This is a genomic window from Pseudomonas sp. HLG18 (assembly GCF_051903985.1).
GTDB lineage: Bacteria > Pseudomonadota > Gammaproteobacteria > Pseudomonadales > Pseudomonadaceae > Aquipseudomonas > Aquipseudomonas fluorescens_BT.
In genome coordinates this window covers 516749-538981 of record NZ_CP195831.1, presented here as the reverse complement: position 1 = coordinate 538981, position 22233 = coordinate 516749, and the positions used below count along the sequence as shown (strand labels likewise).

The 22233-nt window shown below is 61.0% G+C and carries 19 protein-coding genes; 12 read left to right on the top strand and 7 right to left on the bottom strand.

Features of this window, described 5'->3' with window-relative positions; translation table 11 throughout:
• Positions 1-103 precede the first annotated feature (103 nt).
• Positions 104-1444, top strand: a complete 1341-nt coding sequence (locus ACSPX5_RS02530; protein WP_169429358.1) for a sensor histidine kinase — start codon at positions 104-106, stop codon at positions 1442-1444.
• Positions 1445-1449: 5 nt separating this feature from the next.
• Here ACSPX5_RS02530 and ACSPX5_RS02525 read toward each other — a convergent pair whose 3' ends face one another.
• On the bottom strand, positions 1450-2016 hold the full coding sequence (locus ACSPX5_RS02525; protein WP_169429357.1) for a nitroreductase family protein: 567 nt from the start codon (positions 2014-2016) through the stop codon (positions 1450-1452).
• A gap of 121 nt (positions 2017-2137) precedes the next feature.
• Between ACSPX5_RS02525 and ACSPX5_RS02520 the strand changes: the two genes are divergently transcribed.
• Positions 2138-3592, top strand: a complete 1455-nt coding sequence (locus ACSPX5_RS02520; RefSeq protein ID WP_169429356.1) for a TrkH family potassium uptake protein — start codon at positions 2138-2140, stop codon at positions 3590-3592.
• Here ACSPX5_RS02520 and ACSPX5_RS02515 read toward each other — a convergent pair.
• Positions 3549-4610 (bottom strand): AraC family transcriptional regulator, encoded by a 1062-nt coding sequence (locus ACSPX5_RS02515; RefSeq protein ID WP_439820898.1) that lies wholly within the window; start codon positions 4608-4610, stop codon positions 3549-3551. The genes ACSPX5_RS02520 and ACSPX5_RS02515 overlap by 44 nt on opposite strands.
• A gap of 167 nt (positions 4611-4777) precedes the next feature.
• Here ACSPX5_RS02515 and ACSPX5_RS02510 point away from each other — a divergent pair, with 167 nt between their 5' ends.
• Positions 4778-5089, top strand: coding sequence for a DUF962 domain-containing protein (locus ACSPX5_RS02510; RefSeq protein WP_323161794.1), 312 nt, complete (start codon positions 4778-4780; stop codon positions 5087-5089).
• Between the two features lie 24 nt (positions 5090-5113).
• Positions 5114-5704, top strand: coding sequence for an HD domain-containing protein (locus ACSPX5_RS02505; protein WP_439820897.1), 591 nt, complete (start codon positions 5114-5116; stop codon positions 5702-5704).
• Positions 5705-5719: 15 nt separating this feature from the next.
• Here the strand turns inward: ACSPX5_RS02505 and ACSPX5_RS02500 are convergent, their stop codons facing one another.
• Entirely contained in the window at positions 5720-6535 is an 816-nt protein-coding gene (locus ACSPX5_RS02500; protein ID WP_007958385.1) for a UDP-2,3-diacylglucosamine diphosphatase, read from the bottom strand.
• Between the two features lie 132 nt (positions 6536-6667).
• Between ACSPX5_RS02500 and ACSPX5_RS02495 the strand changes: the two genes are divergently transcribed.
• Both ACSPX5_RS02495 and ACSPX5_RS02490 read left to right on the top strand, forming a co-directional pair.
• Positions 6668-7432, top strand: coding sequence for an AraC family transcriptional regulator (locus tag ACSPX5_RS02495; protein ID WP_439820896.1), 765 nt, complete (start codon positions 6668-6670; stop codon positions 7430-7432).
• Positions 7433-7504: 72 nt separating this feature from the next.
• Positions 7505-8398 carry a DMT family transporter gene (locus ACSPX5_RS02490; protein WP_323161796.1) on the top strand — a complete coding sequence of 298 codons (894 nt, stop codon included), beginning with the start codon at positions 7505-7507 and terminating at the stop codon, positions 8396-8398.
• On the opposite strand, the gene ACSPX5_RS02485 is transcribed toward ACSPX5_RS02490, so the two are convergent.
• On the bottom strand, positions 8392-8679 hold the full coding sequence (locus ACSPX5_RS02485; RefSeq protein ID WP_439820895.1) for a SelT/SelW/SelH family protein: 288 nt from the start codon (positions 8677-8679) through the stop codon (positions 8392-8394). The two genes, ACSPX5_RS02490 and ACSPX5_RS02485, sit on opposite strands and share 7 nt — an antisense overlap.
• A gap of 71 nt (positions 8680-8750) precedes the next feature.
• On the opposite strand from ACSPX5_RS02485, the gene ACSPX5_RS02480 reads away from it, so the two are divergent.
• The gene (locus tag ACSPX5_RS02480) at positions 8751-10940 is read left to right on the top strand and encodes a patatin-like phospholipase family protein (protein ID WP_169429350.1); all 2190 of its coding nucleotides are present in this window, start codon (positions 8751-8753) and stop codon (positions 10938-10940) included.
• A gap of 6 nt (positions 10941-10946) precedes the next feature.
• On the opposite strand, the gene ACSPX5_RS02475 is transcribed toward ACSPX5_RS02480, so the two are convergent.
• The 3 genes from ACSPX5_RS02475 to recQ form a co-directional block, all read right to left on the bottom strand.
• Positions 10947-12752, bottom strand: coding sequence for a FimV/HubP family polar landmark protein (locus ACSPX5_RS02475; protein WP_439820894.1), 1806 nt, complete (start codon positions 12750-12752; stop codon positions 10947-10949).
• Between the two features lie 127 nt (positions 12753-12879).
• Complete coding sequence (locus ACSPX5_RS02470) at positions 12880-13314, bottom strand: MarR family transcriptional regulator (RefSeq protein ID WP_065260957.1); 435 nt, start codon at positions 13312-13314, stop codon at positions 12880-12882.
• A gap of 134 nt (positions 13315-13448) precedes the next feature.
• Positions 13449-15578 (bottom strand): DNA helicase RecQ, encoded by a 2130-nt coding sequence (gene recQ, locus ACSPX5_RS02465; protein ID WP_323161799.1) that lies wholly within the window; start codon positions 15576-15578, stop codon positions 13449-13451.
• Between the two features lie 277 nt (positions 15579-15855).
• Between recQ and ACSPX5_RS02460 the strand changes: the two genes are divergently transcribed.
• From ACSPX5_RS02460 to ACSPX5_RS02440, 5 genes are all read left to right on the top strand, one after another.
• Positions 15856-16443: a UPF0149 family protein gene (locus tag ACSPX5_RS02460; RefSeq protein WP_169429347.1), complete on the top strand. Its 588-nt coding sequence runs from the start codon at positions 15856-15858 to the stop codon at positions 16441-16443.
• A gap of 10 nt (positions 16444-16453) precedes the next feature.
• Positions 16454-16849 carry a YbaN family protein gene (locus tag ACSPX5_RS02455; protein WP_439820893.1) on the top strand — a complete coding sequence of 132 codons (396 nt, stop codon included), beginning with the start codon at positions 16454-16456 and terminating at the stop codon, positions 16847-16849.
• A gap of 118 nt (positions 16850-16967) precedes the next feature.
• Entirely contained in the window at positions 16968-20981 is a 4014-nt protein-coding gene (locus ACSPX5_RS02450) for an RCC1 domain-containing protein (protein WP_439820892.1), read from the top strand.
• Positions 20982-21052: 71 nt separating this feature from the next.
• A complete protein-coding gene (locus tag ACSPX5_RS02445) occupies positions 21053-21961 on the top strand; it encodes an Ig-like domain-containing protein (protein WP_439820891.1) in 909 nt (302 codons plus the stop codon).
• Positions 21962-21993: 32 nt separating this feature from the next.
• The gene (locus ACSPX5_RS02440) at positions 21994-22116 is read left to right on the top strand and encodes a hypothetical protein (protein ID WP_283241416.1); all 123 of its coding nucleotides are present in this window, start codon (positions 21994-21996) and stop codon (positions 22114-22116) included.
• Positions 22117-22233 lie beyond the last annotated feature (117 nt).

Genomic DNA, 22233 nt, shown 5'->3' with positions numbered 1-22233 from the left:
CTGCTCGCGATAGCGGTGTATCAGACAAGACTGAGCTGTCTGACACTACGCTATCGCGAGCAGGCTCGCTCCCACAGGTTTTGCGCTAGTTTGAGGATTTTCTGTGCGTTCATTGTTCTGGCGTATCCTCGCCAGCTTCTGGCTGGCCATCGCTCTGGTTGCAGGGCTTTCCATTCTGCTGGGGCACATGCTCAACCAGGACGCGTGGATCCTCAGCCGCCATCCGGGCCTCAACACCCTGGCCGCCGAATGGACGCAGACCTACGAAGCCCAGGGCGAAGACGCCGCCCAGAACATCCTCGAACAGCGCAAACGCCAGTACCACATCGACGTGCAAGTGCTGAACGAAAGCGGCGACCCGGTGGTACGCGGCACCTTCCCCCGGCGCGCGGCCGCCTTCGAGGCGCGGCAGAACAACGATGACCGACGCCTGCCCTGGCGCCGTCTGACCGACGAGTTCACCAGCGAAAAAAGCGGTGACACCTACCTGTTCATCTACCGCATCCCGCACCCGGAACTCGACGCCTGGCACCGCGAAAGCCTGCTCTGGCCGTTGAGTGCGCTGGGCATCGCGCTGGTGGTGCTGACCCTGTTCAGCCTGCTGGTGACGTTTTCCATCACTCGCCCGCTCAGTCGCCTGCGCGGTGCAGTGCATGACCTCGGCCAGACCACCTATCAACAGAACAGCCTGGCGCAACTGGCCAACCGCCGCGATGAATTCGGTGTGCTGGCCAACGACTTCAACCGCATGGGCGCACGTCTGCAAAGTCTGATCGGCAGTCAGCGCCAGTTGCTGCGCGACGTCTCCCACGAATTGCGTTCACCGCTGGCACGACTGCGCATCGCCCTGGCACTGGCCGAACGGGCCAGCCCGGAAGAACGGGAAAAACTCTGGCCGCGCCTGACCCGTGAATGCGATCGGCTGGAAGCGTTGATCAGTGAAATTCTGGTGCTGGCACGAGTCGATGCCGACAATGCCAGCGCCGAAGCCGTGGATTTGAATGCCCTGCTGGGCACTCTGCAAAAGGATGCGCAACTGGGCTCACCCGAACAGACCGTCCGCCTGGAAGCCGACCCGGCGCTCAATCTGACAGGCTGGCCGACCATGATCGAACGCGCCGTGGACAACCTGCTGCGCAATGCCCAGCGCTTCAACCCGGTCGGGCAGCCGATTGAAATGCAGGCGTCACGTCAGGGCGAACGAATCGTGGTCAGCGTGCGGGATCATGGGCCGGGGGTGCAGGCCGAGCACTTGAGCCAGTTGGGCGAACCGTTTTATCGGGCGCCGGGGCAGACCGCTGCAGGCCATGGCCTGGGCCTGGCGATTGCCCGGCGGGCGGCGGAACGGCATGGCGGGACGCTGGTGCTGGCCAACCACCCGCAGGGCGGGTTTGTGGCCAGTCTTGAATTGCCGCTGGAACCGGGGGCGGTGGTCCAGCCCTGATTGAATCAGGCCTTTGCCGGCCAGGCGCTGACAAACTCCGCCAGATCAACCTTCTCGGCCACCCGCGGTTCTTTCTGCGGCGTACCGAGGTACAGGAAGGCAATCACTTCTTCGTCATCCGTCAGGCCCAGGCCCTTGGCGACATGTTTCGAGTAGGCCAGATCACCGGTGCGCCAAACGGCACCAATCCCCTGCGCGTAGGCCGCCAGCAGAATGCCGTGCGCCGCACAGCCTGCGGCCAGCAACTGCTCGGCCTTCGGGTATTTGACGTGATCCTGAAGTTTGGCGATGACCACGACCACCAGCGGCGCCCGCAGCGGGCCGTTGCGCGCCTTGTCGATCATCGCTTCGGTGACTTCGCCTTCCTGCATCTGCGCCGCTTCGGCCAGCAACTGACCCATCTGCTCACGCGCCGCACCTTCGACGGTCAGGAAACGATACGGCTGCAAATGGCCGTGATCCGGTGCGCGGGTCGCGGCGGCAAACAGCACTTCGCGCTGTTCGGCGGTGGGGGCCGGATCGATCAGTCGTGGAACGGAAACACGGTTGAGCAAAGCGTCGAGAGCCTGCATCGGCCACCTCCTGAAAAAAATGTCCGGCTATTCTAGCGGCAAGTGATCCGGCCGCGTCGGTTTACATGCCTTGCCCCGCAGGTAGAATGGCGCCCTTCCCACATCAGCCCGAGCGGACTTCATGGCGTTGCCGACCTTACGGATCATTGGTTTCATCATCGGCATCTTCCTCATCACCCTGGCCATCGCCATGGTCGTGCCCATGGCCACCCTGGTGATCTTCGACCACACCGGCGATCTGCCGTCGTTCCTCTGGGCGAGCATGATCACCTTCGTCGCCGGTCTGGCTCTGGTGATTCCCGGACGTCCGGAACACATTCACCTGCGACCCCGCGACATGTACCTGCTGACCGTCACCAGTTGGCTGGTGGTGTGCATCTTCGCCGCGCTGCCGTTTCTGCTGACCCAGCACATCAGCTACACCGACTCGTTTTTCGAAAGCATGTCCGGCATCACGGCCACCGGGTCGACCGTACTCAGCGGGCTGGACACCATGTCCCCGGGCATCCTGATGTGGCGCTCGCTGCTGCACTGGCTCGGCGGCATCGGCTTTATCGGCATGGCGGTGGCGATTCTGCCGCTGCTGCGCATCGGCGGCATGCGCCTGTTCCAGACCGAATCCTCGGACCGCTCGGAAAAGGTCATGCCCCGCTCGCACATGGTGGCGCGGCTGATCGTGGCGGCGTACGTGGGCATCACCATTCTCGGCAGTCTGGCGTTCTGGTGGGCGGGGATGAGCCCGTTCGATGCGATCAACCATGCGATGTCGGCGATTTCCACCGGTGGATTCTCGACCTCCGACCAGTCCCTGGCCAAGTGGACGCAACCGGCAGTGCACTGGGTGGCCGTGGTGGTGATGATCCTCGGCAGCCTGCCGTTCACCCTGTACGTGGCGACGCTTCGCGGCAACCGCCGGGCGCTGATCAAGGATCAACAGGTGCAGGGTTTGCTCGGCATGTTGCTGGTAACCTGGCTGGTGCTCGGCACCTGGTACTGGTGGACCACCAATCTGCACTGGCTGGACGCGCTGCGTCATGTGGCGCTGAACGTGACCTCGGTGGTCACCACCACCGGTTTTGCACTGGGGGATTACAGCCTGTGGGGCAACTTCTCGCTGATGCTGTTCTTCTATCTGGGCTTCGTCGGCGGCTGTTCCGGTTCGACGGCGGGCGGGATCAAGATCTTCCGTTTCCAGGTCGCCTACATCCTGCTCAAGGCCAACCTTAACCAGTTGATCCACCCGCGCGCGGTGATCAAACAGAAGTACAACGGTCATCGCCTCGACGAAGAAATCGTCCGTTCGATCCTGACCTTTTCGTTCTTCTTCGCCATCACCATCTGCGTGATCGCCCTGCTGCTGTCGCTGTTGGGCGTGGACTGGATGACCGCGCTGACCGGCGCCGCCAGCACGGTGTCCGGCGTCGGCCCGGGGCTGGGTGAAACCATCGGGCCGGCGGGCAATTTCTCCACACTGCCCGATGCCGCCAAGTGGATCCTGTCGTTCGGCATGCTGCTCGGCCGACTGGAGATCATTACGGTGTTTGTGCTGTGTATTCCGGCGTTCTGGCGTCACTGATCGCGTTCGGCGCGTCCAGCAAACGCGCCCGGTAATCGCCGGGCGTGGTGTCGAACCAGCGGCGGAAGGCGCGGAAGAAATTGCTCGGGTCGGCAAACCCCAACAGATAGGCGATTTCCAGCAGGGTCATGCTCGGCTGCGCCAGGTATTGCTCGGCGAGTTCGCGGCGGGTGTCATCCAGCAACTGCTGGAAACTGGTGCCCTCCTCCTGCAACCGCCGTTGCAAGGTGCGCTGCGACAGGTGCAGGGTCTGCGCCACCGTATCGCGCTTGGGTTCGCCCTGAGGCAACAGACGGCACAACACCTGGCGCGCCTTGTGGGTCACGCGACTTTCGGAAAACCGCGCCAGATATTCCCCGGCAAACCGGTCGTGCAGCAGCGCCATCGCCTCGTTGGCGGTGGGTAACGGCGCTTCCATGTCGGCACGCTCGAAGATCAGCGCGTCATACGGCGCGTTGAACACCAGCGGTGCATGGAAGGCTTGTTTGTAGGGTAAAAGATCATCGGGCTCGTCGCCCTGCACCAGCACTTTGCGCGGGTGCAGCGTGCGCCCGGTCAGCCAGCCGCACAGCGCCAGCGCGCAGGCCAGCGAGGCTTCGGCACTTTGCCGGGTCGGTGGCAGATGATCGCCATGCACCGTCAGAATCAACGCATAGCCTTCGTCGAGCAGGCGAAAACTCAGGTCAGCACTTTCGGCGATGATCCGCTGATACCGCACCAGTCGCTGAAAGCCTTCGGCCAAGGTGTTGCTGGACATCAGCGCGTAGCCCGCAACATGGAACGAGGCCGGTCGCACCACCTTGCCCATGTTCAGGCCGATGGCGGGATTCCCGGACAGCTCGACCGCCCGTTGCCAGAGTCGGGTCATGGAGTCCTGCGGGAAGCGCGCGTCCGGATCCTCCAGCGCCGCGTAGTCGAGCCCCAGCTGTCTGAACAGAACCCGGCAATCCAGGCCGTCCATTTCCAGTGCCTTGACAATCCCCATCGCCCAGCTTGCAGAAGTCGTTCGTTCGCTCATGGCGTTTTTTCTTGAATGACATGATGAGCCGCATACTACGGCCGATTTCCCAAGGATAGTAAAGTGGCGCCGATTGTCACTGGCCGACGCCAATGATCACTCTAGACTCAAATAAGCTACCCGCCGAACAACTTGCCGTCAGAACAATAACCACAGAGATAGCAGTCGTGGAAACCATCAAGCATTTCAACAGTTTCGCCGAGTTCTATCCGTATTACCTCAGCGAACACAGCAACAGCACCTGCCGCCGCCTGCACTTTATCGGGACGACGCTGGTGATCTTCATTCTCGCGATGACCATCGCCAAGGGCGCCTGGCTGCTGTTGCTCGCCCTGCCACTGGCCGGTTACAGCTTCGCCTGGATCGGCCATTTCTTTTTCGAGAAGAACCGCCCGGCCACCTTCCAGCATCCGCTCTACAGCCTGCTGGGGGATTTCGTCATGTACCGCGACATGATCCTGGGCCGCGTAGCGTTCTAGAAACCTTGACCAAGAGGATTGCCGATGAATGCCACTGCCCGTTTCACTCATATGAAGGACGGCACGCAGGAAGACTGGGCGATCATCGCGGCGGATTTCAGCGCCTACGCCCGCCAATTGCCGGGCCGGATCATGGCGCATCTGAAATTGCTCGAAGGTGATTTCGGCGGGTTCCCGGTGGATCGCCTCACCCACTCGCTGCAAACCGCCACCCGCGCCTTTCGCGACGGCCGCGACGAGGAATACGTGGTCTGCGCCCTGCTCCACGACATCGGCGACACCCTCGGCTCCTACAATCATCCGGACATCGCCGCCGCCATCCTCAAACCGTTCGTCAGCGCCGAGAACCTGTGGATGGTGGAAAAACACGGGATTTTCCAGGGCTACTACTTCTTCCATCACCTGGGCATGGATCGGCACCTGCGCGAACAATTCAGCGACCACCCGCAGTTTCTGGCGACCGCTGAGTTCTGCGCGAAATACGACGCGGCGGCGTTCGACTCCGAGTACGACACCCTGCCGCTGAGCTTCTTCGAACCGATGATGGAACGGCTGTTCGCCCAGCCGAAAAACTCGATCTACAAAGCGGCGATGGAAGAGCACAACCCGGCCTGAGTCGATTTGAAAAATTCAGGCCAGTTCGGCAACCTTCGCCGCTTTCAATTCGGCTTCCCGCGCCTGCGCATCGGCCAGGCGATACAGCTCGATCGTGCCGTCCCAGTGCTCGATCAGCGCCGTGCACGATTCCACCCAATCGCCACAATTGAGGTAATCCACCTCGCCGACCTTGCGGATCTCGGCGTGGTGAATGTGCCCGCAGACCACGCCGTGCAATTCGCGCTTCACGCATTCGTGGGCGATAGCTTCTTCGAAGTCGCTGATGAAGCTCACCGCCGTCTTCACCTTGTGCTTGAGATAGGCTGACAGCGACCAGTAGCCGTAACCGTATTTCGCCCGCCAGTGATTGAGCCAGCGATTGAGGGTCAGGGTGAATTCGTAGGCCGAATCGCCGAGGAACGCCAACCAACGGTGATAACGGGTGATCACGTCGAACTGGTCGCCGTGGATCACTAACAGATGCCGGCCATCGGCTGTGACGTGCACCGCTTCGTCGACCAACTGGATGTTGCCCAGGATCAGCTTCGAATAGCGCCGCAGGAATTCGTCATGGTTGCCGGTGACGTAGATCACCTCGGTGCCGCGCTTGCTCATGGTCAGCAAGCGGCGGATCACGTTGGTGTGCGCCTGGGGCCAGTACATGCCGCCGCGTAGTTTCCAGCCGTCAATGATGTCGCCGACCAGGTAGATCTTGTCGGCATGATAGCCCTTGAGAAACTGCGACAGATGCTCGGCCTGGCAATCCCGCGTGCCCAGGTGCACGTCGGAGATCCACAAGGTGCGAACCCTTTGTTTACGGCTGGGTCTGGCGAGCTCGGCGCTGGTCATGGGCAACCCTCTGCGATGTTTTCGCCACTGTGCGCGAGCCCGGTTAATCCACCGTGACAGGTGTGCGTCAGTCTTGTGACAAACGCGGCGCTCTCGCGCCGGTGTAGACTGGCGGCTCGCCCGGAGACCGCCATGCCACCGATCCTGACCCTGCGCCATTACACCCACGACCTGATCGTTCACAGTCACGACCACGCGCAACTGGTGTTCGGCCTGTCCGGCGCGCTGGATTTCGAAGTCCAAGGGCAAGGCAGTCAGGTGTTGCAGCAGAGTTTCGTGGTGATCCCCGCCGGCGCGCATCATGCGTGCGGCAGCCCCAAGGGCAGCCGCTGTCTGGTGCTGGATGTGCCCGACGAGCAATGGCTGACGCGCTCACTGGGCGATCACGCCGAGGCCAGCCGCCGTCTGCTGGATAACACCGCGCGCCTGTCGCTGGATGCCGGTCAAGGCCAACTGGTCAATTGGCTGGCGAACAGTCCGGTGGACGATCCGTTGATTGCACAACAGGGTGCGGTTTTGTTACTGGCGAGCCTGAACCACGCCCAACCTGCCGAAGTCTGCGCACGTCGCCTGCCCTACGCGGCACTCGATGCGCACATCGAGCAGTACGCGGCCTATCCGCTGCAGGTCGCGGACCTGGCGCGAATCGCCGGGTTATCCAGCGCCCGATTGCATGCCCGGTTCGTCGCCGAATGCGGGCAGACTCCCATGGACTACGTTCGCAGTCGACGGCTGCATAAAGCCGTCACACTGTTGCGAGAAACCACGCTACCCATCGGTGAAGTGGCCAGCCGTGTCGGCTATGGATCGCAAAGTGCCTTCTCGGCTGCCGTCCTGCGCGAGTTCAGGACCTCTCCTACACAATTGCGACGCGAGGCTGACGACAAAAATCGATAGTCTGCCGACAGACTTTTCCGCCGCTACAGGCTTCAATGTGTGCCTGAAATGGTGTTTGAAAAAAGGACTGCAATGACTCCCCGTACCGCCCTCGGCGCCCTGCATATTGGCGCATTGATGTTCGGCCTGACCGGCGTCTTCGGCAAACTCGCCGCCGCAACCCCGGCGGTCATCGTCTTTGGACGGGCTGCCTTTGCCGTTCTCGCGCTGGCGTTTTTTGCCCGCTTCGCCAGTCAGCACGGCTGGCAAAAACTGCAAGCCACGGACTGGCGCCGACTGGCTTTGAGCGGTGTATTGCTGGCGGGTCACTGGGTGAGTTTCTTCATTGCCGTGAAGGTGGCGGGTGTCGCAGTGGCCACCCTCGGTTTCGCCAGCTTCCCGGCTTTCACGGTGATTCTCGAAGGGCTGATTTTCCGCGAACGTATCCGCGCCAACGAAATCATTCTGGTGGCACTGGTCAGTGTCGGCCTGGTGCTGGTGACCCCGGCGTTCGATCTGGCCAGCGGCGCAACCACCGGGCTGCTCTGGGCGATCCTGTCCGGCCTGCTGTTTTCCCTGCTGTCGCTGACCAACCGTGCCAGCTCCGGCCGCATTCCGGCGGTGCAGGCAGCGCTGTGTCAGAACGTGGTAGTGGCGCTGTGTCTGCTGCCGGTGGCGGCGCCGCAACTGAGTGAAGTGCGCGCCATCGATTGGCTGTGGATCGGTTTGCTCGGGGTGTTCTGCACCGGCGTCGCCCACAGCTTGTTCGTTGCCAGTCTCGCCGTGATCAAGGCGCGCACCGCGGCGGTGGTGTTTGCGATGGAGCCGGTGTACGGGATTACCGTCGCGTGGTTGCTGTTCGATGAAAACCCGACACTGCGCATGTTGATCGGTGGCGCGCTGATCATCGTCGCTATCGTGGTGTCGAGCCGGATGTCAGGCAACAGCGACAAGAAAACCGTCACGGCCGAAGCCGCGTCTCACTGAATACGGTCGTTGTGCCCGAGGTCACGCTCAGGGTCGATCTGGTCACGCACTCGCTGCTTGAGCACCTTGGCCTCGGGAAAGCCACCGTCTGCCTTGCGTTCCCAGATCTGCACATCGTTGCAACTGATGTGAAAGATACCGCCGGTGCCCGGTACCAGTGACACCTTGCCAAGATCGTCGCCAAAGGTGCTGAGCAGTTCTTGCGCCAGCCATGCGGCGCGCAACAGCCACTGGCATTGCGTGCAATAGGTGATGACGATTTCCGGTTTTGCTACGGTCATGATCGCTGAAACTCCTGAGCCAGAGGGCGCCGCTATAATAGCCGGCTTTAACGCTCGCCCCGAGACTCACAATGCGTCGTCTGCTGATCTGCCTTTTGCTTGGTTTCCTCCCGCTGTTCGTCCATGCCAGTGAAGCACCACGGCCAAAAGTCGGCCTCGTGTTGTCGGGTGGTGCGGCCCGTGGGCTGGCGCACATCGGCGTACTCAAGGCATTGGAAGAGCAAGGCATCAAGATCGATGCGATTGCCGGCACCAGCATGGGTGCGGTAGTCGGAGGGCTGTACGCCTCGGGCTACAAGATCGACGAACTGGAAAATCTCGCCCTGAACATCGACTGGCAGCAGGCCCTGTCCGATGCCCCGCCCCGTGAAGACGTGCCGTTCCGGCGCAAACAGGACGACCGCGATTTTCTGGTGAAACAGAAACTGAGCTTTCGCGATGACGGCAGCCTCGGCCTGCCATTGGGCGTGATTCAGGGGCAAAACCTGGCGCTGCTGCTGGAAAGTCTGCTGGCGCACACCAGTGACACCCGTGATTTCGACAAATTGCCAATCCCGTTCCGCGCCGTGGCCACTGACATCGCCAACGGCGAAAAAGTGGTGTTTCGCAAAGGCCATCTACCCCAGGTGATCCGTGCCAGCATGTCGATTCCGGCGGTATTCGCTCCGGTCGAACTCGATGGCCGGTTGCTGGTGGACGGCGGCATGACCGACAACATTCCCCTCGATGTCGCCAGGGAAATGGGCGTCGACGTGGCCATCGTGGTCGACATCGGTACTCCACTGCGCAATCGCAAGCAACTGACCACCGTAGTCGATGTGCTGAACCAGTCGATCACCCTGATGACCCGGCGCAACTCCGAAGAACAACTGGCGGCGCTGCACCCGGACGACGTGCTGATCCAGCCGCCGCTGGCCAGTTTCGGCGTCACCGATTTCGGTCGTGCCGAGGAAATGATCGACGCGGGTTACCGTGCCACCAAAGCCCTCGACGCCCGCCTCGCCCGATTGAAGCCTGCGGTGTCGCAGGATGCCGAGCTCAATGCCGCCCGAGCTCCGGGCCAGCGCACGCCGATCATTACCGCGATCAGGGTCGAGAACGACTCGAAAGTCGGTGACGAAGTGATCCGTTACTACATCCGCCAGCCCATCGGCGAGCCGCTGGACCTTGGGCGCCTGCACTCGGACATGGGCACCCTGTACGGCCTGGATTACTTCGAACAGGTGCAGTACCGCGTGGTGCACAAGGGCCAGGAACACACATTGGTGATCAGCGCCCGGGGCAAGCGCAGCGGCACCGATTACTTGCGGGTCGGTTTGAACCTGTCGGACGATATGCGCGGTGACAGCGCCTTCAACCTCGGCGCCAGCTACCGAATGAACGGCATCAACCGCCTCGGTGCCGAGTGGCTGACCCGGGCGCAGATCGGCGACAAGCAGGAGCTCTATACCGAGTTCTATCAGCCACTGGATGTCGGCTCACGCTACTTCGTCGCGCCGTATGCGGCGTTCGAAGCGCAGAACGTCGACTCGGTGCTCGACAACGATCCGATCGCCCAATATCGGGTGGAGCGCTACGGTTTGGGTCTCAACGTCGGCCGCCAGATCGGCAACAACGGTGAAATCCGCTTCGGCGTCGGTGAGGCCTGGGGCAAGGCGGACGTACGGATCGGCGATCAGAACCTGCCGAGCGAACACTTCAACGAAGGCTTCTATGCGCTGAAATATTCGTTCGACTCACTGGATAACGTTTACTTCCCCCACGACGGCAAGGACGTCAGCCTGACCCTGATGCAATTCGAACCGAGCCTGGGTTCCGACACGCGCTACCGACAGTGGGAATTCAAACTGGACAAAGCCATGAGCAGCGGCCCGAACACGCTGATTCTGGGCGGGCGTTACGGCCGCACACTGGACGATGCCAACGTGGTGACATCGAGCTTCCTGCTCGGCGGCGCCCGACAGCTGTCCGGTTTCCGCGAAGATGCCATCTCCGGGCAGAACGTCAGTCTGATGCGGGCGGTGTTTTACCGCCGTCTGACACCCCGCGCTTATCTGCCGCTGGATTTCCCGTTGTATGCCGGCGGGTCGCTTGAGCGCGGACGGGCCTGGAACAACGACAACGAGTTCGACAGCGGCTACATCAATGCGGCCAGCGTGTTCATCGGTTTTGACACTCCGCTGGGGCCGCTGAATTTCAGCTATGGCCTCAATGATGCCAATGAACAGGCGGTTTATCTGAATCTGGGGCAGACCTTCTGAGCCGGATCAGCGAATCCCGGCCAACAGGGTTCGTGCCGTTTGCCTGAGCGGCTCATCGGCCTCTTTCAGCAGCTCATTGAGCAAGGCGATCGCACTGTCGAGGTCGCCATCGTCGATGCAGGTCTGGGCCTGTTCGAGCTTGCCGGCGCTGACGGCCTGAGCGGGATCCGGCTCGGGCTCCGCGGCTTGCAGATCAAGCGGTTCCAGCGCCAGTGACTGGCCGGGATCGCCAAATTCGTTGAGAAAATCGTCGTCTATCGGCTGCACATCCGGCTCGGCGATCCACTCCAGCTCTGTCGTTTCAACGTCATCGCTGGTGGTTTGTGGCAAGTCGAAATCCTGCGGCAAGATTTGCAGGCTCGAGCCAAGTGCCGAGGGTGCCGAGGACAGCGGGTCCGATGCCGAGCGACTGTCTTCCAGATCCCAGCTGGCATCCATCGACAGTTGCTCCAGATTCAGCTCGAAATCATCTTCGGCCAGCGGAGTTGTGGGTGCAGCTTGCTCAACGGGTAACGCGGCAATGACCGGGGCCGCCGCAGCCAACGGTTCAGTCCTGGCCAGTTTCGGATATCGGGCGCGAATCTCGTGCAACCGCGGGTCCTCGACACCGAGCTGGCGCAAGTGGTTTTCCTGTTCGTCATACGCCGCCTGATCGCCCTGCCGTCCCAGCACCTCTAGCAACTGCACACCGAGATCGATGCGATCCGGTTCTTTTTTCAGCGCGTCGCGCAGCAAGCCGAGCGCCTCGCCCAGTCGTCCATAGGCCAGATAAATACCCACGGCCTCCAGCACATCGCCGGTTGCCTGCTCGTCCCGATGCTCCACGGCACCATGGGCTGCATGAGGACGAGCGTTCTCGCTGTCATTGAGTTCTGGCTCGCTACGCTGCGGCAGCACGCGTACTGGCCCTTCCGGAATTTCTGCCGGCTGACGTCGGCGGCGCAGGATCAGCCCTGCCACCAGCCCTCCCAGCAACAGCAGCAATCCACCGAGCAGTGGCCAACTGACGGAGTCGTCTTGAGCCTCCGCCGGCGCAGCGACCGGAATCGTGACCGAGGCAGGCGCCGCCGGGGCTGCGGGTGCCGGAGGCGCCTGTTGAGCCGCTGCCAGACGCGTCTGCAGATCGGCCAACTGCTTCTTGCCATCGGCGATCTGCACGTCTTGCGCCTGAAGCTTCACGTTCAGCTCATCGATGGTTTTCTGCAGTTGCTGGTTCTGCAGCACACTGGCCGCCAGCTGTTCCGCTTGCGCGTCGCTGGCCGCAGTCGTTTGAGGCGCCGGCACTACCGGTGCTGCCGCAGGCTTGTTCCGGGTAGTGGCAGCGGGCGCCTCGGGCGTTGGAAACTCCGAAGATTGCGCATGGACATCAGGTTCGTCGGTGGCCGGCACGATGCCCGGCGACCCCGGCGGATCGATCAGCACCGTATATTCGCGCAATACATGACCGTTGGGCTGATTGAGCTGCACCAGGAAATTCAGGAAAGGTTCGTTGACCGGTTTGGTCGATGTCACCCGGATCAGGTTGCGATTGCCATGCAGGATCGGGGTGAACTTGAGGTCGTTGAGAAAGAACACCCGTTCGACCCCGGCACGGCCGAATTCGTCCGCCGAGGCCAGACTGGCCGAGAGCTCGCCTGCGCTGAGCCCTGCGGCGTCCACCAGGGCGATGTCGGCCTTGAGCGGTTGATTGAGCGCTGAATGCACGGTGATATCACCGAGACCCAGCGCCAGTGATGCCGTGGACCAGGTGAGAACACCGGCCACCAGCAGCGAATTGGCGCAACGCAGTACTACGTGCCGACTGTCGAGCATGAGCATCCCTTAAATAAGCAAAACCGACTTCTATGGGTTCGCACATCCGGTACGAACACGATATTGCCCAGTAGTTCTTATAGTCTGCCCAGCACGATCCCTCAAAAAAACGGCACGTCGTTGTGCCTCAAGATTTTTCCAGGTTGGCCAGAATGTGCCCGTGAACCCGCATGCACACCTTCATGTCAGCCTCATCGATGCCCTCGAACAACTCCTTGCGCAGTTGCGTGGCGATGGTTTCGATCTGCTCGATCAGCGGGCGGGCCGGAGCACACAGCACAATTTTCTTTGCCCGACGGTCTTCCATCACGGACTGGCGTTGCACCAGGCCCTGGCTTTCCAGACTATCGAGCAGGCGGGCAAGGGTCGGCCCTTCGACGCCGACGCTTTGCGCCAGCTCCCGTTGGGTCGGCGCCTCTTCGAAACGCGCCAGATGCAGCAGCACCAGCCAGCGTGCCTGGGACAAACCCAGGCCGGCCAGCCGGCGATCCAGTTCGGCACGCCAGCCACGGGACATCTGGGCCAGTTGCATGCCAAAGCGGTGTTGATCGGTTAACGGCATAAAACACTCATGGTTAGGCTGAAGAAATAGAGAAAAACTAATTATTAGTCAGCTAAGCATGACATTTGGCTATAGGCAAGAGCCGCCCTGTACTGAATCGTTACATCTGTATAACGGTTTGTGTAAGCCCAGGCTCACATTTCGAATTCCGATTGCAACGCAGCCCTTACACAATACAGCACACCTTCCGGTACACGACCGGCAAACAGCTCCGCCACTTCGGCGACCGACGGTAACTCGCCTTCGCCGTCGAGGAATGCATCCTGGACTTCGCCCATCAGGTCTTCCGGCAGATCCAGCGCCTGCTCCAGCGACAGCTGCTGCTTGCCAATGGCTTCGGCGAGCATGGTGTAGACGTTCTTTTCCGAGCACTGCAACTGACCGGAGATCTGCAACGGCGTCATGCCGGCGCGGGCCAGGGTGATCAGTTCGTGGCGCACGTCGGCCACCACTTTCGGCGCCTCGGCCTCGCCGCCGAGCACTTCGAGGAAGGCCTCGCCGTAACGCTCCAGCTTGCGCGCACCGACGCCGCTGACCCGGGCCATGTCCGCCAGCGAGGTCGGCTGGCTGCGGAGCATTTCCAGCAGGGTCGAGTCGGGGAAGATGACGTATGGCGGCACACCGTGTTCTTCCGCCAGTTTGCGCCGCAGGGCGCGCAAGGCTTCCCACTGTTCGCGCTCTTCGCCACGCACCAGTTGACTGGCCTGGCTCTTGCTGCCGCTCTTGGCGGTGATTTGTGGTTTGAGGTCGCGGCGCAGTTCAAGGGTCACTTCGCCCTTGAGCAAAGGCCGGCAGGTATCGCTCAATCGCAGGCCGCCATAGCCTTCATGATCGACATCCGCCAGACCACGGGCCACCAACTGGCGGAACAGCGAGCGCCATTCGCTCTCATTCAGCGCCTTGCCGACGCCGTACACCGACAGGTGCTGGTGGCCGAAGCTGCGGACCTTTTCGTTGTCCTTGCCCAGCAGCACGTCCACCAGATGGCCGACGCCGTAACGCTGGCCGGTGCGATAGATCGCCGACAGCGCCTGACGCGCAGGCTCGGTGGCGTCCCAGGTCTGCACGCCGTCGGTGCAGTTGTCGCAGTGGCCGCACGGCTCGGGCATGTCTTCGTCGAAGTACGCCAGCAACGCCTGCCGGCGGCAGCGGGTTTCTTCGCAGAGCGAGAGCATGGCGTCGAGCTTGTGCTGCTCCAGACGTTTGTGGCGCTCGTCGCCCTCGGAGTTCTGCAGCATCTGCTTGAGCATCACCACGTCTTGCAGCCCGTAGGCCATCCACGCGTCCGCCGGCAGACCGTCGCGGCCACCGCGTCCGGTTTCCTGGTAATAGGCTTCAAGGGATTTCGGCAGGTCGAGGTGAGCGACGAAACGCACGTTGGGCTTGTCGATGCCCATGCCGAACGCCACGGTGGCGACCATGATCAGACCTTCCTCGTTGAGGAAGCGCTTCTGGTGATAGGCGCGCAGATCGTTGGGCAGACCGGCGTGATACGGCAGCGCCGGGAAACCCTGCTCGGTGAGAAACGCGGCCACCTCCTCCACCTTCTTGCGCGATAGGCAGTAGACGATGCCGGCGTCGCTGCGCCGCTCGGCAAGGAACGCCAGCAACTGCTTGCGCGGCTGCTCCTTGGGCACGATGCGGTAGAAGATGTTCGGCCGGTCGAAGCTCGAGAGAAAACGTTCGGCGTTCTGCAAATGCAGACGTGTAACGATTTCTTCCCGAGTGCGCTTGTCGGCGGTGGCGGTCAGAGCGATGCGCGGCACGTCGGGGAACATTTCCGCCAACTGCCCAAGTTGCAGGTATTCCGGGCGGAAGTCATGGCCCCATTGCGACACGCAGTGCGCTTCGTCGATGGCGAACAGGGCGATGTTCAAGCCTTGCAGGAACGACAGCATGCGCGGCTGCACCAGACGCTCGGGCGCCAGATACAGCATCTTCACTTCGCCGCGCTTGATCCGGTTGGCGAGGTCGCGCTGTTGTTCGGCGCTTAATGTGGAGTTCAACGCGGCGGCCGCCACGCCCAGCTCTTCGAGGGTCGCGACCTGATCGTCCATCAGCGCGATCAGCGGCGACACCACCACCGCCAGGCCGTCGCGCAGCAGCGCCGGCACCTGGAAGCACAGGGACTTGCCGCCGCCGGTCGGCATCAGAACAAGGGCATCACCGCCACTGGCCACGCGCTCAATGATTGCACCCTGACGGCCACGGAAACTGTCGTAGCCGAAGATGTCCTTGAGGACGCGTTGAGCCTGTTCGAGCATAAAAACTCCAAAAATCCACCGAAACATCCCTGCACAGGCTGGTTCAAGTCAGCCGAGGCTGCTTTAAACAAAACGTAAGGGCGCATTGCATGACGCCGTACAGATTCAGCCGCGACACCGGCAGGGATCGCAAAGCGCGGCAGTATACCCGAGCCCTCCCCGGCAAAGGGCACCGCCGATAAGAAGCTTGTGCGGGCAAATCTGCCGTGCGGCTGGCTTGAGGGCTCAAGAAGGCCTAGAATTCCCGCATTGTTTATTCCCCCAAGGTAGCCCTTTAATGTCCTTCGCCGAGCAACTAACCCGCCTGCAAGTCTTCCTCGACGCCGACGAGCTGCATGAAGAGGCGCTGGACTACGTGGCCGCTCACGGTTACCTGACTGCGCTGTCGATCTGCGCTGACGTGGTCCCCGATCGTGAGTGGATCGACGCCCTGTTCGCCGAAGAGCCGCATTACAGCAGTGAAGCCCAGCGCGAAGAGATCGAAGCCACACTGATCGGCCTCAAGGCCCACATCGCCCGCCAACTGGCCTCCGATGAAGAATTCGAGCTGCCCTGCGATCTGGACCTGGGCGACGACCCGGACGATTCCGAACTGCGCGGCTGGTGCATCGGTTTCATGGAAGGCGTGTTCCTGCGCGAAGCGGCCTGGTTCGAAACCGCCGAAGAAGAAGTCAGCGAAATGCTCCTGCCGATCATGGTCGGTTCGGGCCTGTTCGACGAACAGCCCGAGTTCGAAGACATCGCCAAGGATGCCAACCTGATGGACGACATGATCGTGCAGATTCCGGAAGCCCTGACCGCACTGTACCTGCTGTGCCAGGCGCCCGACGAAAAACCGGCGATCCTCAAGCCACGTCACCACTAAGATCCGGCCTATGGACAACCCCATAGGCAACCGCCCCCTGATGTTGCGCTACATCCTGCTGGCCATTGGCTGGCTGAGCGTGGCATTGGGGGTGATCGGGATTTTCCTGCCTGTTCTCCCCACTACTCCCTTCCTGTTGCTGGCAGCCGCGTGCTTTGCCCGCAGCTCCCCGCGTTTCTATCAGTGGCTTGTCGAGCATCCCCGACTCGGGCCATGGATCCGCGATTACCTCGACGGCAACGGCATTCCGCTCAAGGGCAAGGTCTACGCGATCGGGCTGATGTGGCCGAGCATTCTGTTTTCCTGCTATCTGGTGCCACTGCCGTGGGCGCGGGGGTTCATGCTGACCAGTGCGGTGCTGGTGACGGTCTACATTCTGCGACAGAAAACCCTGCACAAGCGCTGAGCGCTCAGCATCCGTTCGTCGAAAAACCCTGCTCACCTGTCAGATCTGACAGTAGCCAAGCGATCGACTTCAATCCTTAAATCACTCCGTCGCCCATCCCTCGACAGGAGTGTCTGCCATGTTGAAACAACCTGCGAAAAGAGTTGCCACCCGAGCGCTTGCCGAGCTGGAAATCCCCGACAAGCAACCCGAACCACTGCCTTCCGGTGAGTGGGCGATCAATCGGGCCGCGGCGATGGGGGTACACCCCGAACAAGGACTGCAGACTTACCTTTGGCCATGGAACCAGATGGGCATCGGTGACGACGTCGAACTGTTGAAGGATGGCAATGTCGTTGCTCAGACCACCATCAGGGATGCCGCCGAGGTGGACCAGCGCGTAACGCTGTTCGTCCCCCCCCGGCACGCCAAGACCGGCTCGCATACCCTGAATTACCGAGTCAAACGACTCAATCAAGCGTGGGAAACCCAGACTCCGCCGACCAATATATACGAAAAACTCGAGATTCCGGGGGGGCAAGATACGTTGCCAGGCCCCGGCCACTCTGAGCTGTTTATGCATATCGATCCGAAAATCGTCAACGGTGTCGTGGATAAGGACATAGCAGAGGCGGGTGTGCCGATCATCATCCGTTCCAAGTCCGGCACCGCCCCGCCTTACCCCAATGCCGCCGTCGGCGATATTGCGGAAATTACCTGGGGCGGTTATCCCAAAAAGTCCGCACCGCTGACCGCCGAGCAGATCAATGACCCCGACAACAACCCAATCGAAATCGTGGTGGATAAAGCACTCATCGAATGCGCCGGCGACAGCGATGAAAAGGGCCTTGGTGTGGCCTTCATTGTGACGGACATAGCGAAAAACGTTGCAGAAGACTGGAGCACGGAAACCCGGATCGTAGTCTCGTTGGGCACAGATCTTCTGCCCGCGCCTATTGTCGACCGGGCCATCAACAACGTGCTTGATCTTGAGACACTGGGTGACGACAACGTCATCGTTCAAGTGGTGGCCAGACCCCCAGACTTCGAGCTTGACGACGACATCGAACTGAAGATGCGCGGCACCACGGTAGAGGGCGATCCGATCGAAGCCGTGGCGCCCTTGGAGAAGATCGACAACGTGCCACACGCCTACGAGTTGGTAATCCAGACCCCGGATGCGCGAAAGCTGGCAAAAACCCAAGCCACTTTCTCTTACCAGCTGAAACGCGATGGCAGCACCGATCCGCTTCGATCCAAACGCCAGTTCGTGCAGATTGTGGGCGAAGCCGATCAACTGGCCGCCCCGATTCTCGACGATGCACAAAATGGTGCGATTCCCGACGACCTCGCGAGTACCACTTTGCGAATCCCGCACAATCCGGTCATTGAAGTCGGTATGGCAATCGAACCTAGATGGTTTGGCACGCGGCCCGATAGCAAACCCTATGATCCCAGCTTCGAAGATAGCTGGTATTTCCCGGATCAGTCCGAGGTGGACAACCCAAACGGTTTTGGCATCCCCATTGACGGCAAACACATTCACACCCTCAAAGGCGGAAAAGTCGTCGCGTCCTACACACTGCTGATGGACAAAGGCGGTGAAATCATCAGGCGCCGTTCCCGGCCTGCTGCCTCCGTGAATGTCGGCGAACCGCAGTTTGAACTGGTCAAGCCCATCGTTCTGGGAGAGCAGAATGGTGAACTCGAACCCGGCGATTTGCCCGCAGGCGCCAGTAAATTCACTGCGCCAAGACCCACCGGTACGCCAAGCAAGTCTGGCGACACAGTGACCTATACGTGGGATGCCGAGGTCACAGGCAAGAAGGAAGACTTCGTCGTCCTGAACGCCCTCTCAGCCGACAAGGACGTTAACTTCACACTGGATGCCAAATTCGTAGCAGAGCACATTGAGCCCAACCGCGGAAAAAAAGTGACGGCCACTTACCGGATCTTGCGCAACGAAACCGACATCACCAGCTATTCCGATCCCCTGACCTTCGTCGTCGGCAAGGCAGACCAACCACTGCTGGATCCAGCCAAGGTACTGCAAGCCATTGACGGCATACTGGATCCATCCAAAGTCCCGAACGGGGCTACCGTCGAAATTGCCGCCAACCGGCCAGAGAACGCCGGCGATCATTTCTATATGGAGTGGGCCACGACGGACGGCGCGACAGTGCACAAGGACGACAAAACCATCAGCGGAAACAACAAGGGCAAACCCGTTGAGTTCACGGTTGACCATGCCATCGTGCTGGCCTGCCTGAACAAGAATGTGGTGATCCGTTATTACGTGGCACTGTTCGAGGGTGGCCAAACCCCGGGGGAGGATTATCCGCTGAGAGTGGAGACGACGGAGTCCACACCGCCAGACGCTACTTTCAGAGAAGCGACCGGACCGCAAAAGGATCAGTTGAATCCCGATGATGTTCACCCGAACGGCGCAACGGTGGTGATACCGGCAACCGCCCTGCTGAAGACAGACGACGAAATCACGGTAACGGTAGAGGGTCAAACCACCACCACGTATTCGCATACAGTGACGTCCGGGCAGGCCGACAAAGAGCTGGCCGTGATCAAGGTGCCGCATAGCGTGATCAACGACAACGACGGCCGAAGCATCGCCTTGAGCTACAAAATCAAACGCCGGGCCGGCGGAACCGATGGCCCCTCCAACCCGACGGTTTACGATGTGCGCAAGGTGATTGGCAGTGGCAAGTTGCAAGTCATGGGAGCCCGCTACAACAAGGGGATTTATCGGGAGACCAGCTCCAGCTGGCTCATATCCGCCTTCAACGCAGACACCCGGCAACGGGTAGAGGCAGAGTGGAAATATGCTGAAGACAGCACCTGGACGAAAGCGAAGATCTGGGTTGATACCGCCCCTTATACCCCCTTGCAAGTTCGCACCAGCGACGACCAGGTCACCCTGAACAGAGTGAACATATTTGGCACCGGTGGCCCGGGCACTCCCGCCAATGACGGGGCATTCGTGGCGCTGCGGGACAGGAACAATCTGGCAGCCTGGGGTAACCCATTGAATGGTCAGAAAATCCCGCCAACCTTTCAGACCTTCACCGATATTGCCCGGATTGCTTGTTCTGGCAGCTCCTACGCGGTGATTCGCACCAACAACTTCACCGTGGCATGGCCCGGAACTGCAGGTCAGGGTGGAGAAATGGGCGCGGTGGTTCCTACGGACTTCAAAGTGCTCGCCGGCAACAGCGTGGCTATTGCGGGCATAAAAACCAATGGAACAGTCCATGCCTGGGGCAGCGCTGCCAAAGGCGGAAACCTGACTGACGAAATCCTGGCCTTGACAGATGCAGTCGAACTGGCGCCAGCCGGAGATGCTTTCGCTGTCCTCAGAGTAACCGGCCAGGTGATGGCGTGGGGAGGTGGAGCGGGGTTTGGCGGCGTTGTTCCTCCAGAGATTGCCAGCCTTACCGACATCAAACACGTGATCGGCAACGGCTTCGCTTTCGCCGCACTTCGGGAAAACGGCGCCGTGGTCGCCTGGGGCGATCCCGCGAAAGGCGGAACCGTATCCGACGATGTCGCCGGCCTGACCAACATCGAGACACTGGCCTGCGCGAATGCTCAAGCCTTTGTCGTCATGCTCAAAAGCGGACAAATTGCGGGCTGGGGACCTGCCACCTATGGCGGGACAATACCTGCGGAAATCCGCTCCCTGACGGATATCATCTCAGTTGTCGCCAGTTCGAATGCGTTTGCAGCACTTCGAGAAAGTGGTCACGTCGTCGGATGGCCCGAGGCCAATTCGGGTGGCCTGATACCTGACCCGATCGCCGGCAGGGACGATCTTGTTCAACTGGCCGCCACCGCTGGAGCGTTCGCGGCAGTGTGCAGAAATGGAACCGTGGTGGCCTGGGGAGACCCATTGCTCGGCGGAGATACCACGCCCGTCACCGCCAAACTGGTCAACGTCACCGCGATCTACGCCAACCGTCATGCTTTTACGGCGCTCACTTCCGACGGCGAAGTGGTGACCTGGGGCAATGCACTCGCCGGCGGCGACAGCAGTGCCGCTCAAGACCGGCTCAAAGGCCAGGTATCGTACTACGCCAATGCGGCCACCCGCGGTCTGGCGCTCAAGGCCAGCCGTTTGGCCAGGCTCAATACCCCCTGACACCCATCGACGGTGACTTGCTGTGCGGCGCTCGCCCGAGCGCCGCCTATTTGACTTGAGCGGAGGGTGACATGAGCCAGACCAACAACAATCTGCGGGCGCCAACTGTAGACGAAGCGCCTCTCGACATTCTGGATCCGCAAACGCTTCCCCCCGGAGGGGCGACCGTCAGAATAAAGCCCTGGGTGCCAATGAAGTTCCGCGATCACGTTTTCTTGTTCGTCGGTGATACCTATACCGATGACCTGCCGATCAGCGCCGGCGCAGTCGGCAGTGATGTCGTGTTCAAAGTTGACGCTTCGGAATTTGTTGCCGACGAAAATGACATCGTACCGATTCGCTACGAAGTACAGCTGCACCAAAGCACTCGTGAACCATCGGACATCCTGGATCTGAAATTGCAGACGGGTTTCGACGCCGACGCCACACTGGATCTGAGCACTGAAAACTACGTCGTCTCCGTCGACAAGCCGCCACTTGCCCCTCCCCCAGCGGCGCGCATGACCCGTAAAGCCACTTGGGGCCAGGCTCCCTACACCTACGACAGCACCGATCCACTGATTGCCAGTGCCGATGCACGATCGGGCGAGATCACCGCCCTGCGCAACGGCGCCTGCAGGATCCGCGCGACCGACAGCCAGAACCAGAGTCGCGAGTACCCCCTCACTGTCAAGGGTATTCAGGAGGTGCACTTCCTGAGTGCCAGCGCGGATTGGGAGGGCATGACCAGAATTTGTACCGCTGCAAAGCTGCAACCGATCACCCTCGCCCAGTCGAAACGGCTGTGGACGCTTTATTTCCCCGACTGCGGCCCTGTCGCGGATTTCCTCGAGTGGCTGAACTACCCGGTGTGGACCGCCGACGTACTGGGCGCCGACACCGCCTGGACATACGACCTCAACGGTTCTTCGGTCAATGACAACGCCACCAGCCAGGACACGGCCTCGTTCTGGCAGGTCCTGGGGGTCTCCCAGACTTGAGCGACGGCGACCAAAAACTTGTGGAGATCGCCATGCAAAGCACGTTGCGAATCAGATGTCTGTTGCTCGCATTGGCGCTGCTCGGCAGTGTCAGCCAGGCCGCCACCGATCCGGAAACCGCTCAACGCTCAACTTTTCAAAGCCGCAGGGTCTGATCCTCAAGGAGTTGTCAGCTCCTGCGGCTTATCCTCTGACACTGCGCTGCGCATGGCCACGGGTTCGAATTCGATCCGCAAGACCAACTTGTTGGCGGGAAACACCGTGAGCCCGGA

Coding starts and splice junctions, on each gene's coding strand:
- ACSPX5_RS02525 (WP_169429357.1), bottom strand. CDS start 2,016: ATGCAGGCTCTCGACGCTTTGCTCAACCGTGTTTCCGTTCCACGACTG.
- ACSPX5_RS02520 (WP_169429356.1), top strand. CDS start 2,138: ATGGCGTTGCCGACCTTACGGATCATTGGTTTCATCATCGGCATCTTC.
- ACSPX5_RS02515 (WP_439820898.1), bottom strand. CDS start 4,610: ATGAGCGAACGAACGACTTCTGCAAGCTGGGCGATGGGGATTGTCAAG.
- ACSPX5_RS02505 (WP_439820897.1), top strand. CDS start 5,114: ATGAATGCCACTGCCCGTTTCACTCATATGAAGGACGGCACGCAGGAA.
- ACSPX5_RS02500 (WP_007958385.1), bottom strand. CDS start 6,535: ATGACCAGCGCCGAGCTCGCCAGACCCAGCCGTAAACAAAGGGTTCGC.
- ACSPX5_RS02495 (WP_439820896.1), top strand. CDS start 6,668: ATGCCACCGATCCTGACCCTGCGCCATTACACCCACGACCTGATCGTT.
- ACSPX5_RS02490 (WP_323161796.1), top strand. CDS start 7,505: ATGACTCCCCGTACCGCCCTCGGCGCCCTGCATATTGGCGCATTGATG.
- ACSPX5_RS02485 (WP_439820895.1), bottom strand. CDS start 8,679: ATGACCGTAGCAAAACCGGAAATCGTCATCACCTATTGCACGCAATGC.
- ACSPX5_RS02480 (WP_169429350.1), top strand. CDS start 8,751: ATGCGTCGTCTGCTGATCTGCCTTTTGCTTGGTTTCCTCCCGCTGTTC.
- ACSPX5_RS02475 (WP_439820894.1), bottom strand. CDS start 12,752: ATGCTCGACAGTCGGCACGTAGTACTGCGTTGCGCCAATTCGCTGCTG.
- ACSPX5_RS02470 (WP_065260957.1), bottom strand. CDS start 13,314: ATGCCGTTAACCGATCAACACCGCTTTGGCATGCAACTGGCCCAGATG.
- recQ (WP_323161799.1), bottom strand. CDS start 15,578: ATGCTCGAACAGGCTCAACGCGTCCTCAAGGACATCTTCGGCTACGAC.
- ACSPX5_RS02460 (WP_169429347.1), top strand. CDS start 15,856: ATGTCCTTCGCCGAGCAACTAACCCGCCTGCAAGTCTTCCTCGACGCC.
- ACSPX5_RS02455 (WP_439820893.1), top strand. CDS start 16,454: ATGGACAACCCCATAGGCAACCGCCCCCTGATGTTGCGCTACATCCTG.
- ACSPX5_RS02450 (WP_439820892.1), top strand. CDS start 16,968: ATGTTGAAACAACCTGCGAAAAGAGTTGCCACCCGAGCGCTTGCCGAG.
- ACSPX5_RS02445 (WP_439820891.1), top strand. CDS start 21,053: ATGAGCCAGACCAACAACAATCTGCGGGCGCCAACTGTAGACGAAGCG.
- ACSPX5_RS02440 (WP_283241416.1), top strand. CDS start 21,994: ATGCAAAGCACGTTGCGAATCAGATGTCTGTTGCTCGCATTGGCGCTG.